Source organism: Azotobacter salinestris, from assembly GCF_009363155.1.
In the GTDB taxonomy this organism is placed as follows: domain Bacteria; phylum Pseudomonadota; class Gammaproteobacteria; order Pseudomonadales; family Pseudomonadaceae; genus Azotobacter; species Azotobacter salinestris.
In genome coordinates, this window is sequence record NZ_CP045302.1 from 537,467 (window position 1) to 554,270 (window position 16,804).

General features: G+C 60.3%; 11 protein-coding genes and 1 pseudogene. 9 read left to right on the forward strand and 3 right to left on the reverse strand.

The genetic code is table 11. The features are described from left to right. Window positions 1–166 precede the first annotated feature (166 nt). The 3 genes from GCU53_RS02530 to GCU53_RS02540 all read left to right on the forward strand — a co-directional run bounded on the left by GCU53_RS02530 (window position 167) and on the right by GCU53_RS02540 (window position 4,123). Window positions 167–940 (forward strand): SDR family NAD(P)-dependent oxidoreductase, encoded by a 774-nt coding sequence (locus GCU53_RS02530; protein ID WP_152386223.1) that lies wholly within the window; start codon window positions 167–169, stop codon window positions 938–940. A 900-nt stretch (window positions 941–1,840) separates the two neighbouring features. Next, the gene (locus tag GCU53_RS02535) at window positions 1,841–2,938 is read left to right on the forward strand and encodes an IS630 family transposase (protein ID WP_152386224.1); all 1,098 of its coding nucleotides are present in this window, start codon (window positions 1,841–1,843) and stop codon (window positions 2,936–2,938) included. Between the two features lie 87 nt (window positions 2,939–3,025). Beyond that, the gene (locus GCU53_RS02540) at window positions 3,026–4,123 is read left to right on the forward strand and encodes an IS630 family transposase (protein ID WP_152386225.1); all 1,098 of its coding nucleotides are present in this window, start codon (window positions 3,026–3,028) and stop codon (window positions 4,121–4,123) included. A 322-nt stretch (window positions 4,124–4,445) separates the two neighbouring features. On the opposite strand, the gene GCU53_RS02545 is transcribed toward GCU53_RS02540, so the two are convergent. Continuing rightward, window positions 4,446–5,480, reverse strand: coding sequence for an IS630 family transposase (locus GCU53_RS02545; RefSeq protein ID WP_152386226.1), 1,035 nt, complete (start codon window positions 5,478–5,480; stop codon window positions 4,446–4,448). A 19-nt stretch (window positions 5,481–5,499) separates the two neighbouring features. Here GCU53_RS02545 and GCU53_RS25890 point away from each other — a divergent pair. The 6 genes and pseudogenes from GCU53_RS25890 to GCU53_RS02575 form a co-directional block, all read left to right on the forward strand. Next, a pseudogene (locus GCU53_RS25890) lies at window positions 5,500–7,590 on the forward strand (PAS domain S-box protein); the annotation flags it as partial. Window positions 7,591–7,722: 132 nt separating this feature from the next. Continuing rightward, on the forward strand, window positions 7,723–8,757 hold the full coding sequence (locus GCU53_RS25895; RefSeq protein WP_152389762.1) for an IS630 family transposase: 1,035 nt from the start codon (window positions 7,723–7,725) through the stop codon (window positions 8,755–8,757). Window positions 8,758–8,785: 28 nt separating this feature from the next. Next, window positions 8,786–11,128 (forward strand): response regulator, encoded by a 2,343-nt coding sequence (locus tag GCU53_RS02560; RefSeq protein ID WP_280115877.1) that lies wholly within the window; start codon window positions 8,786–8,788, stop codon window positions 11,126–11,128. 109 nt (window positions 11,129–11,237) lie between these two features. Continuing rightward, window positions 11,238–12,218 carry an IS5 family transposase gene (locus GCU53_RS02565; protein ID WP_152385958.1) on the forward strand — a complete coding sequence of 327 codons (981 nt, stop codon included), beginning with the start codon at window positions 11,238–11,240 and terminating at the stop codon, window positions 12,216–12,218. 370 nt (window positions 12,219–12,588) lie between these two features. Further along, entirely contained in the window at window positions 12,589–12,855 is a 267-nt protein-coding gene (locus GCU53_RS02570; RefSeq protein ID WP_167520023.1) for a response regulator, read from the forward strand. A 242-nt stretch (window positions 12,856–13,097) separates the two neighbouring features. Further along, window positions 13,098–14,078, forward strand: coding sequence for an IS5 family transposase (locus tag GCU53_RS02575; RefSeq protein WP_152386229.1), 981 nt, complete (start codon window positions 13,098–13,100; stop codon window positions 14,076–14,078). 509 nt (window positions 14,079–14,587) lie between these two features. Here GCU53_RS02575 and GCU53_RS02580 read toward each other — a convergent pair. Then, window positions 14,588–15,190, reverse strand: a complete 603-nt coding sequence (locus GCU53_RS02580; RefSeq protein WP_152386230.1) for a UbiX family flavin prenyltransferase — start codon at window positions 15,188–15,190, stop codon at window positions 14,588–14,590. Further along, entirely contained in the window at window positions 15,187–16,701 is a 1,515-nt protein-coding gene (locus GCU53_RS02585; protein ID WP_152386231.1) for a UbiD family decarboxylase, read from the reverse strand. Before GCU53_RS02585 ends, GCU53_RS02580 begins: the two co-directional genes overlap by 4 nt. Between the last annotated feature and the right edge of the window lie 103 nt (window positions 16,702–16,804).

The window sequence follows — 16,804 nt, forward strand, 5'->3', positions numbered from 1 at the left end:
GCGCTGATTCGGCTGGCGGCATCCACCACCGATCGTCGTGGTCTGGAATTTGTCCGACCGCGAAGAGGCAGACCCGGGGCGAGTCTGACGCCGCCCCGGCGTCCGAACCGGGGGAAGCGGCTCCCGATGGGATATGTCGTCAACCTACCAGTCAATGGAGGCCATCATGGGCAAACTGAGCGGCAAGATCGCAATCGTCACCGGCTCGGACTCGGGCATCGGACAGGCCATGGCCGCCGCCTTCGCACGCGAGGGGGCGGATGTGGCGGTGACCTACCACACCGACAGCGCGGGCGCTCAGATCACCCTGGAACGGGTGCAGCAGGCAGGTCGTCGCGGCTTCGTGCGGCAACTCGACGTGACCGACGAAGGCAGCATCGCCACCCTCTTCGTCGCCGTGGAACAGGCACTGGGTGTTCCCGACATCCTGGTGAACAACGCAGGCATCGGCATGACCGGAGCGGTGACGAAACTGAGCACCGAGGACTTCGACAAGGTGATCAAGACGGACCTCTACGGCCCCTTCTTCTGCTCGCGGGAGTTCATCCGGCGAAGACAGGCGGTCGGCGGCCAGGGCAAGATCCTGAACATCACCTCCGTGCACGACAGCATCCCGAGTCCGCACAACGTGGCCTACGGTGCGGCCAAGGGCGGCCTGCTGACGATGACCCGCAGCCTGGCCCTCGAGCTCGCGCCGCTGCGGATCAACGTGAACGCCATTGCTCCCGGCCTGATCCGCACGCCGATGACCATGCAGCGCGTCGACGACCCGAAGAAACGCGAGGAAGAAATGCCGAACATCCCCTGGAATCGCCCGGGCCGCCCCGAGGAAGTCGCGGAACTGGCGGTCTATCTGGTCGGCCCCGACGCCGACTACGTCACCGGCCAGGACTTCGTGATTGACGGCGGCCTGGAGATGAACTGGGGTCAGGGGGCCTAGAGTCTGTCAGCCAGTTCACTGTTTGATCGGCCTGAGCTGACAAGGCCTCGATGGCAATCGGCAGCATCAATCTGGCCCCGTCGCGACCAGCCCGTGCGCCGAATCAGCTCGAGCAGGTCATCCGGCAGCTCTTCGGGTTTCCTGATGAAAGCGTCGGCTACGGTCAGGCATTTGATCCTGATCCGCCATCCAGGGCCGGATGCATCAAGGACGAAATCCATCGACCACACCTGGCTCTGCGGTTGGCAGCCCCAGGCGCTCGCGGTCGGCCGCCATACCGTGCCCCCGGACGACACTCCACCATCATCCCGGCGGCGCGGTGCCGGCGATGGATGCGCTTGTCATTGACCTGCACACCGGCACGCCGCAGCATAATGTGCCAGCGGCAAGATAGCCAAAGAGTCGGCCACTGTGTCGACTCGGCCAGTTGGTCTTGCAGGTTTTGGCGTTCTGCCCCCGGGGTGCGGGGCTGATAGCGCAGTACGCCAGCTTCCCCTGCTTGAGGAAATCGAGAATCCGCTCCCCCGATAAAAGGCTTTTCTCACTGCGCCTTCTGCTCGGAAAAGAAACCCTCCCAAGTTCAAGGCGATACTGAAATCGGGGAGCAGGCCAAAGCGGGTCGAACAACACTCCCACACGCACATGGTCGAGTGCCTGTTCAACAAGCGGAAGCATTCCCGGCAGATCAGTATCGTGTGCTAGAAGCCAGCCACTCCAAGGAAATGCTGGCCTCTGCCATGGCTATGCTGATACATCTGCAGAACCTGAACCTGAACATCCCGACAAGCAAGTTTTTCCAATGCCGACTTTGTTACAGAAAGCCTAGTGTGGTGAATCACAACTACTCAGGATAAGACTTGTCTACCGCGGAGCTGACAGAGTTTTTTCGGAGGGCATGCGATGAAAACAGGCCGCCCAGCCGTTCGGATCGAACTGACCGAACACGAGCATGCCGAACTCACCCGCCGCCGAGCCAGGCACAAGGGGCCTGCCGATATGCAGCTGCGCGCCGAGATCATTCTGTCCTGCGCTCGAGGCGAGTCCGGCTCTTCCATTGCTCGACGGCTCGGCATTACGGCGCAAACCGTTTCGAGGTGGCGCCTTCGCTTCGCCCGTTTGGGCCTGCAAGGCCTCAATGACGAGCCGCGCTCAGGCCGCCCACGCAGCATCAGTGATGAAAAGGTCCAGGAAGTGGTCGACCGGGTGCGGCAGACCAGGCCCGACGATGCCAGTCATTGGAGCTCGCGCCGGATGAGCAAGGCCACCCATATTTCACCGGCGAGCGTACAGCGTATCTGGCGAGCCTTCGGGCTCAAGCCTCACCTGGAGCACACCTTCAAGCTGTCCACCGATCCCGCCTTTGTCGACAAGGTGCAGGATATCGTAGGGCTCTACCTGAATCCGCCGGATAAGGCGCTGGTACTGTGCGTCGATGAGAAAAGCCAGATCCAGGCGCTCAATCGAACACAGCCGGGGCTGCCGCTGGAGCCTGGGTATCCGGCGACCCGTACCCATGATTATCAGCGCCATGGCACGACGTCCTTGTTTGCCGCCCTGGATGTGGCCACCGGCGAGGTGATCGGACGTCTCAAGCGCCGTCACCGCAGCGCAGAATTCCTGGAGTTTCTCAGGGCCATCGAGGAAACGGTCGAGAGCGACAAGGCCATACACCTGATCATGGATAACTATGCCGTGCACAAGACCGACAAGGTGCGTGCCTGGCTTGTCGCACACCCGCGTCATCATGTGCATTTCACCCCGACGTCTGCGTCATGGCTGAATCTGGTGGAGCGCTTTTTCTCGATGCTCACCCAGAAGTGGATAAAGCGCCAGGCCCATACCCGCGTGAAGGATCTCGAGCAGTCCATCGAGTATTACCTGGCGACCTACAACCAGAATCCAAGGCCCTTCCGCTGGAGTAAGGGAGCAGGTGAAATCCTGGCCTCTGTCGGCAGGGCTGCTCGAGCCTTGCAAAGAAATAATGAAGCGAACTTGTGATTCACCACACTAGTGTGGTGAATCACAACTACTCAGGATAAGACTTGTCTACCGCGGAGCTGGCAGAGTTTTTTCGGAGGGCATGCGATGAAAACAGGCCGCCCAGCCGTTCGGATCGAACTGACCGAACAAGAGCATGCCGAACTCACCCGCCGCCGAGCCAGGCACAACGGGCCTGCCGATATGCAGCTGCGCGCCGAGATCATTCTGTCCTGCGCTCGAGGCGAGTCCGGCTCTTCCATTGCTCGACGGCTCGGCATTACGGCGCAAACCGTTTCGAGGTGGCGCCTTCGCTTCGCCCGTTTGGGCCTGCAAGGCCTCAATGACGAGCCGCGCTCAGGCCGCCCACGCAGCATCAGTGATGAAAAGGTCCAGGAAGTGGTCGACCGGGTGCGGCAGACCCGGCCCGACGATGCCAGCCATTGGAGCTCGCGCCGGATGAGCAAGGCCACCCATATTTCACCGGCGAGCGTACAGCGTATCTGGCGAGCCTTCGGGCTCAAGCCTCACCTGGAGCACACCTTCAAGCTGTCCACCGATCCTGCCTTTGTCGACAAGGTGCAGGATATCGTAGGGCTCTACCTGAATCCGCCGGATAAAGCGCTGGTACTGTGCGTCGATGAGAAAAGCCAGATCCAGGCGCTCAATCGAACACAGCCGGGGCTGCCGCTGGAGCCTGGGTATCCGGCGACCCGTACCCATGATTATCAGCGCCATGGCACGACGTCCTTGTTTGCCGCCCTGGATGTGGCCACCGGCGAGGTGATCGGACGTCTCAAGCGCCGTCACCGCAGCGCAGAATTCCTGGAGTTTCTCAGGGCCATCGAGGAAACGGTCGAGAGCGACAAGGCCATACACCTGATCATGGATAACTATGCCGTGCACAAGACCGACAAGGTGCGTGCCTGGCTTGTCGCACACCCGCGTTATCACGTGCATTTCACCCCGACGTCTGCGTCATGGCTGAATCTGGTGGAGCGCTTTTTCTCGATGCTCACCCAGAAGTGGATAAAGCGCCAGGCCCATACCAGCGTGAAGGATCTCGAGCAGTCCATCGAGTATTACCTGGCGACCTACAACCAGAATCCAAGGCCCTTCCGCTGGCGTAAGGGAGCAGGTGAAATCCTGGCCTCTGTCGGCAGGGCTGCTCGAGCCTTGCAAAGAAATAATGAAGCGAACTTGTGATTCACCACACTAGACGCACGAATAAAAAAGTTGCCAAGGAAAGATGAGCACACAATCTCCAGACTAGTTGGAAAGCTTGCAGGCAGGTGGCTTCGCACATGAGAAGTTGGATGTGTACATGAAGAAAAGGCTCAAGCTTTCCAGGGCAGGCAGCTGGGCGGGCTATACCCTGCTTATCGGTTTACTGTGCAGTTTTCTGGTCTGCTGGCAACTGGTGCGCAGCAACGATAAACGAGCTCTGGAAGCAGTCGAGAGGACGGCCAATCAGATAGCGGATGTGATAGTTGGACACCTGCACTTACTAGCCTTTTTTAAAGTAATGTCATGCTGCTGCATATCGGCAGTCCGGGTGGCGAAAAAACGACTTCACCAACTCCGGTAACTTCTGGATTCTGCGCAGCGCACCCAGTGCCAACCTCTTCATCTCTTCCCGATTCTGCACAAGACGCCTGGACACACTGCGCTTGACGTGCCCCCAGACCTGCTCGTCCGGGTTCAACTGCGGCGAGTACGGCGGCAGATAGAAGAGTTTCAGGCGCCCCGCCTGTTCTTCGACGAACGCCCTGACCAGCCGGGCCTTGTGCACCGGATGGCCATCGACGATCACGAAGACCGGCTGCTCGGCACCGATCAGCAGGCGCTTGAGAAACTCGCGGAACACGCTGGCCGTCACCGTCCCGTCGTGCAGCATGAAGCGGAACTCGCCGCGCGTCCCGACCGCCGACAGCAGGTTCACCGAGAAGCGTCGGCCGGTCACCTCGACCACCGGCGTTTCCCCCTGCGGTGCCCAGGTCGTGCCGGCATGGTAGTCGGAGCGCAGGCCCGACTCGTCCGCGAAGTAGATCCTTGCCCCCGCTGCACGGGCCTCGGCCCGAATCGCCGGCCAGGTCTCGTTTTCCCACTGGCGCACCAGCGCCGCATCCTGCTGCCAGGCGCGATGCAAGGGTTTCTGCGCGGTGAAGCCGAGCAGCTTCATGATCCGGCTCACGGCGGACAGCGACAGCGTCTTGCCGAACTGGCGGCGGATCAATTCGGCGATCAGCGACAAGGTCCACAGGCCGAACTCGAAACGGTATTGCAGCGGCGAGTGGTCCCGAACGGCCTGTGCCAGCCAGCGCATTTCCTCGGCACTGATCCTGGGGGGACGTCCGGGAACCGGCTTGGCGAGCAGGGCGTTCTGTCCGCCATTGGCGAAGTCGGACAGCCAGCGAAAGACGCTGCGGATATTGACGCCGAAAGCGGCCGCCACGCTTTGGACGGTCTGCCCTTCGCGAACGGCCTTGATCACCTGCTGACGCATGACCTGAAGGGAATGGTGGTCGATTGCTCGACCGTCGGAGTTTCGTTTGCATTTCATCGGAGTATTATCCCTCAATATGACAATACTTTCGATAAAATTAGTATACCAATATGGACTTCGCGGTGCCAGCGGTGCGGTCATCACCGCTGGCGGGACACCCAGCCGCGAGCAGTTTCTGCGTTATAGCCAGACCCGCGATCTCGATAAGGAGTTTCCCGGTGCACGCGGCTTTGGTTTCATTCGCCGGATAGCGAAGGCCGACGAAGCGCACTTTCTGGAACAGGCCCGGGCCGACGGCAAGGCCGATTTTTCCATACGCCAGCTTGCCTCCCATGCCGGCGATCGCTACGTGATCCAATATATCGAGCCCGTCGAGCACAATGCCTCTGCGATAGGACTGGATATCGCTTCGGAAAGCAATCGGCGCGAGGCAGCCGAAGCAGCCATGCGCTCAGGCGAGGTACGCCTGACTGGCCCCATCACCCTGGTCCAAGCCAGCAGCAAGCCCCAGCAGTCGTTTCTGATTCTGATGCCGATCTACCGGACGATACGCACGCCAGGCACTGTCGAAGCGCGCGAGGCGGCTCTGCTCGGCTGGAGCTACGCGCCGCTACTGATGTCGGATGTCCTGGCCACCCTGCCTCTCGATAAGACTCAATTCCACCTGCGCCTGTTCGACGTTACCGACGCAGAAAAGATTGAGCATTTCTACGACTCCAACGGTGATCGGTTGCCCGAACTCTTCACGAAGCGCTTACAACGCGAGTTGTTTGGTCGGCGTTGGCAGATGGAGCTCTCAGTGCATCCACTGTTCATACAGAGACTGCACCTGCCGTCGCCTGCTCTGGCTGCGCTGCTCGGTGTGCTGATCAGCCTGCTGGCAGCGGGACTGGCCGGCCTGTTGGGTATCAACCGTGAGCGCCGGCAGATGTTTCTGGCCGAACAGGCTCGGCTGGCAGCCATTGTCGAAAGTTCGGCTGATGCCATTATCGGTATAAGCCTGGAGGGAATGATCACGAGTTGGAATCAGGGCGCCAGGCAACTGTTCGGCTACGCTGCGAACGAGGCTCTGGGGCAACGCTTCAACGACCTGGTGAAACCTGTGCTACTACAGGTCGAAGAGGAAAATATCCTGGCGCGCATTCGCCGGGGAGAGCAGATAAGATCTTTCGAAACCCGCTACCGTTGTCGTGACGGCCATCCAATCGATGTATCCGTCACTATTTCCCCTATCCGAGCAAACGACCAACTGGTAACAGGTGCATCGGAGACCATACGGGACATTTCCGCCCAGAAAGCTGCCGAGGCCCGGATCCTCGAACTTAACTCCACCCTGGAAGTTCAGGTGGCACAACGCACAGCCGAATTGCACCAGCTCAACTTGCTCTTGAACTCTGTGCTGCAATCCGCCTCCGAAGTTTCCATCATCGCTACCGACGAGCTCGGAGTGATCCGTGTATTCAACCACGGCGCCGAGCGCCTGCTGGGTTACCGTGCCGACGAGATGGTGGGACGATGCAGCCCCATGCGAATTCACGACAAAGGCGAAGTGGATGCCCGTGCTGCGGAGCTGACCGAACAATTCGGCAAGCCCATAGAGGGTTTTCGGGCTTTCGTGCACAAGGCAGAAATCGAGGGAGCGGAAACACGCGAATGGACATATGTACGCAAAGACGGCACGCGTTTTCCGATCAGCCTGGTAATCACAGCCATACGCGATGAGGATGGTCGAACCAGCGGCTACCTCGGTATTGCGGTGGATATTACCGAACGCAAGGCTGCAGAGCAGAGGCTGGCCACCAGTCTGGCAACCACGCAGGCAATACTCGACACGGCGATCAGCCCCATTATCACCATCGATGCCCATGGCATAGTCCGCTCGTTCAATCCTGCCGGCGAACGGACATTCGGCTACCGTCCGGAAGAAGTGATCGGACAAAATGTCAAGATGTTCATGCCTGAACCATATCACGGCCGATACGATACCTACATGGAGCGTTATCGGCATAAAGAAAGTCGGCGAGTGATCGGGAAAGCCCTGGAGGCCCTTGGGCAACGCAAGGATGGTTCGGTGTTTCCCATGCAGCTCTATATCGGCGTCATGCAGGCTGCCGGCGAACTCATGTTTGTCGGTATCGTGATCGATATTACCGAGCAGCAACGGCAACAACGCGAGCTGATGGCAGCACGCGACCAGTTGCTGATGGCCTCCGAAGTAGCCGAACTGGGCATCTGGACCTGGACCCTTGCCGATACTAAGCCTATCGAAAGTATTGTCATATTGAGAGACAATACCCCCATGAAATGCAAACGAAACTCCGATGGTCGGGCAATCGACCACCACTCCCTCCAGGTCATGCGCCAACAGGCGATCAAGGCCGTTCGCGAAGGGCAGACCGTCCAAAGCGTGGCGGCCGCCTTCGGCGTCAATATCCGCAGCGTCTTTCGCTGGCTGTCCGACTTTGCCAATGGCGGACAGAACGCCCTGCTCGCCAAGCCGGTTCCCGGACGTCCCCCCAGGATCGGTGCCGAGGAAATGCGCTGGCTGGCACAGGCCGTTCGGGATCACTCGCCGCTGCAATACCGCTTCGAATTCGGCCTGTGGACCCTGTCGCTGATTGCCGAACTGATCCGCCGCCAGTTCGGCAAGACGCTGTCACTGTCCGCCGTGAGCCGAGTCATGAAGCTGCTCGGCTTCACCGCGCAAAAACCCTTGTATCGCGCCTGGCAGCAGGATGCGGCGTTGGTGCGCCAGTGGGAAAACGAGACCTACCCGGCGATTCGGGCCGAGGCCCGTGCAGCGGGGGCAAGGATCTACTTCGCGGACGAGTCGGGCCTGCGCTCCGACTACCATGCCGGCACGACCTGGGCACCGCAGGGGGAAACGCCGGTGGTCGAGGTGACCGGCCGACGCTTCTCGGTGAACATGCTGTCGGCGGTCGGGACGCGCGGCGAGTTCCGCTTCATGCTGCACGACGGGACGGTGACGGCCAGCGTGTTCCGCGAGTTTCTCAAGCGCCTGCTGATCGGTGCCGAGCAGCCGGTCTTCGTGATCATCGATGGCCATCCGGTGCACAAGGCCCGGCTGGTCAGGGCGTTCGTCGAAGAACAAGCGGGGCGCCTGAAACTCTTCTATCTGCCGCCGTACTCGCCACAGCTGAACCCGGACGAGCAGGTCTGGGGGCACGTCAAGCGCAGTGTGTCCAGGCGTCTTGTGCAGAACCGGGAGGAGATGAAGAAGTTGGCCCTGGGCGCGCTGCGCAGAATCCAGAAGTTGCCGGAGTTGGTGAAATCGTTTTTCCGCCACCCGGACTGCCGATATACAGCAGTATGACATTACTTTTTAAAAGATTAGTAACTCACTGCAGTGGAATGAGCGTCTATTCGAACTATATGCCCAACCTCCGGCACTACAAAAAAGCGGCGTCAGCTACGAGCATTGGCGTTCCCGCGTACATCCCGACGATATCGAAAGTGCCGAAATCGCCCTCCGAGCCCTGATCGAAGGCTACGGCCATTACAACGTTACTTATCGCCTCCTCCATCCCAACGGCAAGATACGTTTCATCCAAGCCGCGGCCCAGGTCGAGCGTGATGGATCGGGCCGGGCTTTACGCGTCATCGGGATCAATCGTGACATCACCCTCCAGCATGAGCTCGAGGCCAGTCTGCTTCGGGCCAAGGAGCAGGCGCTCGCGGCCAGCGCGGCCAAGTCGTCGTTCCTGGCCAACATGAGCCATGAAATTCGCACGCCCTTGAATGCGGTATTGGGCATGTTGCAATTGCTTCGGCGAACCGGACTGAATTCGCGTCAGTATGAGTATGCGAGCAAGGCGCAATCAGCCGCCAAGTCACTGCTCGGCCCGCTCAACGAGGTGCTCGACTATTCCAAGATCGAAGCCGGCAAGTTGCAACTCGATCCGCATCCCTTCGCGCTCGAGACATTGATGCGCGACCTGACCGTTGTATTGTCCGGGAACCAGGGACAGAACAATGTCGAAGTGCTGTACGACCTCGACCCATCGCTGCCGACCGAGCTGATCGGCGACAGCCTGCGCCTCCAGCAGGTGCTGATCAATCTGGCCGGCAATGCCCTGAAATTCACTCTGGAAGGCATGGTAGTGGTCAGCATTGCCATGCTGGAACGCCCCCAGGACAGCGTTCGCCTGCGTATTGCTGTCAGCGACACTGGCATCGGCATCAGCACCGAGCAACTTGAGCATATCTTCGAGGGGTTCACCCAGGCAGAGGCCTCCACGACTCGCCGATTCGGTGGCACCGGCCTGGGGCTGGTCATCTGCCAGCGCCTGATTCGGATGATGGGGGGAGAACTGCAGGTATGGAGCGAACCAGGCAAAGGCAGCCGCTTCTGGTTCGATGTTGGTTTCGCTGTGCCGAAAACCTCTTCCACGAAAGTCCTCTGCCCGGCCAGCGACCACCCTGCCCATGTCCTGGTGGTCGCCGATACCCCCCTGGCCGGCGAGCTTGCGGTACGCACTGCACGTGCCCTGAACTGGCAGGCCGAGTATGCCGGCAATGACAGCCTGGCGGTCGAGCTGGTAAATGCGGCACGACAGCGTGGCGAGCCCTATGATGCTGTGTTGATGGACTGGCGCATGCAGGGTATGGATGGGCTCAGCGCGACGCGGACGATCCGGCAGCGGGCAGGGGAAATTCGCGTACCAACGGTGCTCATGGTCACTGCATACGATCGGGAGGTACTTGACGACGTGCAAAAACATGACGCACCGCCGTTTAGCGACCTCCTCACCAAGCCCTTCACTCCGCGACAGTTGGTGGATGCCGTACAGCACGCACTCAGGGGCGGCCCACCGAGATCATTCGAGTCGTTACCGCAGCCGGCTCGCACACAACGCCTGACTGGCATACGTCTGCTGCTGGTGGAGGATAACGAGCTCAACCGCCAGGTGGCTGCCGAACTTCTTGTCGGCGAAGGCGCAGAAGTAGAACTGGCAGAAGATGGGATACAAGGGGTCGCTCGGGTCATGACAGCCGATCCTCCTTACGATCTGGTCATCATGGACATGCAGATGCCGGGTATCGATGGTCGTGAAGCGACCCGGCGCATTCGTGAAGATGACCGCTTCAAGACATTGCCGATCCTGGCGATGACGGCAAATGTATCGGGTGCCGATCAGGACGCCTGCCTGGCAGCCGGCATGAATGGTCATGTGGGCAAACCGATCAACCTGGAAAAGCTGGTGGAGGCAGTCCTGACCCTGACTGGGCACGGAGCCGTCACACCGCTATGGCACCCCGAACCCGGCGGTACGACCGAGATTGAATCCGTCGATTCGTTCCTGGGCCGCTTCGGTGACGATATCGATCTATTTCGCAGCGTACTAAGCATTTTTCGTCCGCAAATGAGCAAGACGTTGAACATGCTCGAGACATGTATCCAGGAAAGGGATGTCGAGGGTACTGCTGCCATACTGCATACCATCAAAGGCTCTGCCGGTACCCTTGGGGCCAGCATGCTGTCTGCCCGGGCCGGCGAACTCGAGGCCCAGCTCAAGGAAGCTGATGCCCAAGCGGCAGCCGATCTTCTTGAGCAGCCGATCCTGGATGAACTGAAGCGCCTCATGACGAGAAGTGCCGATCAGATCGAGGCTGCGATCGGAGCCATACAGCCTCACATGGCGCACGGAGAGGAAGGAGGCAAAAAAGCCAGCGATAGCGATTGAAAGCATCGCCCCATTATACGTCTGAACAGCCAAGGAGCGCTTAAGGAAATCCTGAAAAAGACTTCCCGATTCTGGTGAAATACACCCGCTCCCTTGTCCGAGTTTCCCGATGAAGCAACTGTCCTTCGCCGATGCCGAGTATGCCGGCAAGCGCAAGCAGACCCGCCGCGAGCGCTTCCTGCTCGAGATGGACCAGGTGGTGCCGTGGCAGGGGCTGATCGCCCTGATCGAGCCCTACTATCCCAAGGGCGAAGGCGGTCGGCCCGCCTACCCGCTGGCAGCCATGCTGCGCGTGCACCTGATGCAGAACTGGTTCGGCTACAGCGATCCGGCGATGGAGGAAGCGCTGTACGAAACCACTCTCCTGCGCCAGTTCGCCGGCCTGAGCCTGGAGCGCATCCCGGACGAAACGACCCTCCTCAACTTCCGTCGCCTGCTGGAGAAGCACGAACTGGCCGGGGGAATACTGGAGGTGATCAACGGCTATCTGGGCGAGCGCGGACTGTCGCTGCGCCAGGGCACCATTGTCGACGCCACCCTGATCCATGCGCCGAGCTCGACGAAGAACAAGGACGGCAAGCGCGACCCGGAAATGCACTCGACGAAGAAGGGCAACCAGTACTACTTCGGCGCAAAAGCTCACATTGGTGCCGACGCTGAGTCGGGTCTGGTGCACAGCGTGGTGGTCACGGCAGCCAACGTGGCAGATGTCACCCAAGTCGACCAACTGCTGCATGGCGAGGAAAACGTAGTGAGTGCCGATGCGGGCTATACCGGCGTAGAGAAGCGCCCCGAGCATGAAGGTCGGCAGGTCATCTGGCAGGTCGCGGCCCGGCGCAGTACCTACAAGAAGCATGGCAAGCGTAGCGCCTTATACAAAGCGATCCGCAAGATCGAGAAGGCCAAGGCCCAGGTACGAGCCAAGGTCGAACATCCGTTCCGCGTGATCAAGCGCCAGTTTGGCTACACCAAGGTGCGCTTCCGGGGATTGGCCAAAAACACGTCACAGTTGGTGACGCTGTTCGCCTTGTCGAATCTGTGGATGGCGCGCCGATATTTACTGGCGAATGCAGGAGAGGTGCGCCTGTAATGCGGGAAACGGTTGCTGCGACGTGCTCGCGGCAGCTAAAAAACGCAGAAACGAGCGGGTGATCTGATCGTTTTTGATCGATTCTCCGCTTTCAAAGTCGGCGGGGGGCTGAAGTCAGCCAGAAATACATGACTACTTCAGACCATCCTTAAGTTGAGCGAACAAAAGAGGATTCTGCACGTAGAAGACGACGGCCTTATCCAGGCGATTGTCAGAGCTGCGCTTCAAACAAAAGGCTTCGAAGTCGTATGCGCCTCCTCAGGGAAGGAAGCTCTGGAAGTATTAATCCGGCAATACGAAAGCACAAATAAGGCTCATACCAGTATCGGCATATATCCTTGATTTTCAAGGAGAAACCAAAATACAGAAAGTGCCCTATTGTATTGCCGGATTAATAGCAAACAACTATTCACCCGACCTGATACTGCTCGACGTTGTAATGCCGGACATGGACGGACTTGAAACCTTGGAGAAACTGAAAGACAAGATAGACATAACGCGCACGCCTGTCATTTTCATGACAGCCGGAGCGGACCAGAAAAAAATGGAACACTATCGCAGCCTTGGAGCCAAGGGCATCATAATAAAGCCATTCAACCCTACCAAGCTGCACGAAGAAATAAAAAAATTGTTATAGGACTATGAGCACGCAAACCCACAGCCTATGATTTTGCAACTCTCCAAAGGTAGCTGCCGCTACCTCCCACCCAGCAAGAAGGCATAATGAAAGTGCCGACTCAGCCCCACATCACCATCAAGCAACTTACAATTCAAATATGCGATTGACGGCATAACCATTGCCCGAAACAGCCAAGGAAATCCTGAAAAAGACTTCCCGATTCTGGTGAAATACACCCGCTCCCTTGTCCGAGTTTCCCGATGAAGCAACTGTCCTTCGCCGATGCCGAGTATGCCGGCAAGCGCAAGCAGACCCGCCGCGAGCGCTTCCTGCTCGAGATGGACCAGGTGGTGCCGTGGCAGGGGCTGATCGCCCTGATCGAGCCCTACTATCCCAAGGGCGAAGGCGGTCGGCCCGCCTACCCGCTGGCAGCCATGCTGCGCGTGCACCTGATGCAGAACTGGTTCGGCTACAGCGATCCGGCGATGGAGGAAGCGCTGTACGAAACCACTCTCCTGCGCCAGTTCGCCGGCCTGAGCCTGGAGCGCATCCCGGACGAAACGACCCTCCTCAACTTCCGTCGCCTGCTGGAGAAGCACGAACTGGCCGGGGGAATACTGGAGGTGATCAACGGCTATCTGGGCGAGCGCGGACTGTCGCTGCGCCAGAGCACCATTGTCGACGCCACCCTGATCCATGCGCCGAGCTCGACGAAGAACAAGGACGGCAAGCGCGACCCGGAAATGCACTCGACGAAGAAGGGCAACCAGTACTACTTCGGCGCAAAAGCTCACATTGGTGCCGACGCTGAGTCGGGTCTGGTGCACAGCGTGGTGGTCACGGCAGCCAACGTGGCAGATGTCACCCAAGTCGACCAACTGCTGCATGGCGAGGAAAACGTAGTGAGTGCCGATGCGGGCTATACCGGCGTAGAGAAGCGCCCCGAGCATGAAGGTCGGCAGGTCATCTGGCAGGTCGCGGCCCGGCGCAGTACCTACAAGAAGCATGGCAAGCGTAGCGCCTTATACAAAGCGATCCGCAAGATCGAGAAGGCCAAGGCCCAGGTACGAGCCAAGGTCGAACATCCGTTCCGCGTGATCAAGCGCCAGTTTGGCTACACCAAGGTGCGCTTCCGGGGATTGGCCAAAAACACGTCACAGTTGGTGACGCTGTTCGCCTTGTCGAATCTGTGGATGGCGCGCCGATATTTACTGGCGAATGCAGGAGAGGTGCGCCTGTAATGCGGGAAACGGTTGCTGCGACGTGCTCGCGGCAGCTAAAAAACGCAGAAACGAGCGGGTGATCTGATCGTTTTTGATCGATTCTCCGCTTTCAAAGTCGGCGGGGGGCTGAAGTCAGCCAGAAATACATGACTATTAATCCGGCAATACAATAGGGCACTTTCTGTATTTTGGTTTCTCCTTGAAAATCAAGGATATATGCCGATACTGGTATGAGCCTTATTTGTGCTTTCGTATTGCCGGATTAATACTTCAGACCATCCCCAAGTCAACTCTCGATACCCCCTCATCATCCAGGACGCTTCTACCCAGAACTGCCGAAGGCTGAACCGGGACTATGAATGGCTGGCCACGACACTGACAGGCTCTCACTGCATGGACAATGAATAGGCCGATAACTGGCTTCGCCATGCGGAGATGCAGGCGGTTTTACGACAAGCGAGGAGCGCCCGCCCCCTCGGGCGCATCCTCGATTCCCGGCAATGCCGTGTACCTTCCCGCTTCGCGCATCAGAGGCTCCGGCGCCTGTCCGCCGGCGTCGTGGCGAGGTCCTCCCCCCAACGCGGCAGTCCCGGCACCTCCAGTCCGAAGCAGTCGAGTGCACGGGCCACCGAATGGTCGACGATGTCGGCGATGCTCTGCGGCTCGGTGTAGAAGGCCGGGACCGGCGGATGGATGATGCCGCCCAGCTCGGTCACGGCGAGCATGTTGCGGATATGCCCGGCATGCAGCGGCGCCTCGCGAACCATCAGCACCAGGCGCCGGCGCTCCTTCAGCGCCACGTCGGCGGCGCGGGTCAGCAAGGTGGTGGTCACACCGCTGGCGATTTCTGCCAGGGTGCGCACCGAACAGGGCGCCACCAGCATGCCCAGCGTCCTGAACGAGCCGCTGGAAATGCTGGCGCCGACATCGCCGATCGGGTGTACGTGATCGGCCAGCGCGTACAGCTCCTCGCGCCTGAGCCGGGTTTCGTAGGCGCGAGTCATCTCGCCGGCGCGCGACACCACCAGATGGCTTTCCACTTCCAGCGCCCTGAGCATCTGCAGGGCGCGGATGCCATAGATGATGCCGGTGGCGCCACTGATCCCCACGACCAGCCGTTGCGCGTTCATGGGCGGGCCTGCGGAAAGAGTTCGGGGGCGAAGGGATGCGGATCGACCTCGCGGAATTTCGCCCGCTCGAAGCGCTCCCGCAGGTGCCAGGGCGCCGTGCAGTCGAAGATGGTCTTGCAGGTCAGGCCGCGCGCCCGGATCGACGGGCTGTATTCCGGCACCTGCGACGGATCGAGCACATGCCCGGGCACGCCGGGCACGAAGATGGTGTCCACGTCGCCCTGGTAGCGCGTCTGCATGGCCCAAAGCACATCGTCGGAGTCGAAGGGATCGACGTCCTCGTCGACCAGGATGACGTTCTTCAGCTCGCGGTAGACCGCCAGTGCGATGAGCGCGGCCTGGCGCTGGCGGCCTTCGTCGCCCGGCCGGCGCTTGGCCACCTGCAGCACGGCGAGCAGCTTGCCGCCGCCGGCGGTATGTGCGTACACGTTCTTCAGAAAGCCGGGCATGGCCCGCTCCACAGCAACGCGGATGCTCGCCTCGGTGGGAATCCCCGCCAGGTTGGTGTGTTCCTCGCCGGGGCCGACCAGGGTCTGCAGGATCGCCTGCCGGCGCATGGTGACGGCCGTGACGCGGATGACCGGCAGCGAAGGATTGGCCGGACCGGTGTAACCGGGGAATTCCGGCATGGCGCGCCCGCTGTTGGTGTTGATGTCCTCGCGCAGGCGCTCGTGGGGCAGGATCTCGCCCTCGATCACCACTTCGGCACGGGCGATGGCCTTCTGCCCGATGCTGACCGCCTCGACCAGTTCCACCGGCCTGCCGCGCAGGCCGCCGGCAATCTTCAGCTCGTCGTAGCCCAGCGGCGTGGTCGGCGCCTCGAAGCAGGCGCCGATGTGGATCGCCGGGTCCAGCCCCATGTTGATGGTCACCGGCAGCGGCTTGCCGGCTGCCTCGGCCTTCTGGCGGAACTTGTCGATATGGCGGTCGGGCGCGAAGAAGATCGACAGCCGGTCCCGGTCCTGCACACACAGGCGGTGGATGGTGACGTCGGCGTGGCCCTCCTCGGGATCGCTGCCCAGCACCAGACCGAGACAGAAGAACGGGCCGGCATCCTCGTCGGTGTTGGTCGGCGCCGGCAGCAGTGTGCGCAGATCGAACTCCGGGTCTTCGGCGCGGTGGATCACCTCCTGGCAGGGCGCCTGCTCCCGCGTCACGACCACAGGGTCGAGGGCCTGCTCGATCGCCTCGCCCATGCGCTCGGCCAGCCGGTCAGGCGTGGTGTCGAGCAGCAGGGCGACCCGTTCGCGGCTGGCCATCAGCCCCACCAGAACCCGCGCGCCCGGATAACCCTTGATGTTCTCGAACATCATCGCCGGCCCCAGGCGGGTCGGACGCCTGACGGTTCCCCCCGCCCCGACGCGCTTGTAGACGCCGGCGAGCTCGGCATGGGGATCCACCGGATGGTCGGTTCGCAGCAGTTGGCCCGGCACCCTCTCCAGACGCGCCAGGGCCGTGCGTAGGTCATTGATGGGAGCGGAATCGATGATGGCGGGAAATGGCTGTCTCATATCGAAAAATCCATTTTTGGAAGAGATACCCATGCCTCCTGCGCACGACCTGAAACTCTCGCCGGAAATTCGCTGGATCCGAAGGCTGTGCAGAGCAGGCGCG

Coding starts and splice junctions, on each gene's coding strand:
- GCU53_RS02565 (WP_152385958.1), top strand. CDS start 11,238: ATGAAGCAACTGTCCTTCGCCGATGCCGAGTATGCCGGCAAGCGCAAG.
- GCU53_RS02535 (WP_152386224.1), top strand. CDS start 1,841: ATGAAAACAGGCCGCCCAGCCGTTCGGATCGAACTGACCGAACACGAG.
- GCU53_RS25895 (WP_152389762.1), top strand. CDS start 7,723: ATGAAATGCAAACGAAACTCCGATGGTCGGGCAATCGACCACCACTCC.
- GCU53_RS02580 (WP_152386230.1), bottom strand. CDS start 15,190: ATGAACGCGCAACGGCTGGTCGTGGGGATCAGTGGCGCCACCGGCATC.
- GCU53_RS02530 (WP_152386223.1), top strand. CDS start 167: ATGGGCAAACTGAGCGGCAAGATCGCAATCGTCACCGGCTCGGACTCG.
- GCU53_RS02540 (WP_152386225.1), top strand. CDS start 3,026: ATGAAAACAGGCCGCCCAGCCGTTCGGATCGAACTGACCGAACAAGAG.
- GCU53_RS02545 (WP_152386226.1), bottom strand. CDS start 5,480: ATGAAATGCAAACGAAACTCCGACGGTCGAGCAATCGACCACCATTCC.
- GCU53_RS02585 (WP_152386231.1), bottom strand. CDS start 16,701: ATGAGACAGCCATTTCCCGCCATCATCGATTCCGCTCCCATCAATGAC.
- GCU53_RS02575 (WP_152386229.1), top strand. CDS start 13,098: ATGAAGCAACTGTCCTTCGCCGATGCCGAGTATGCCGGCAAGCGCAAG.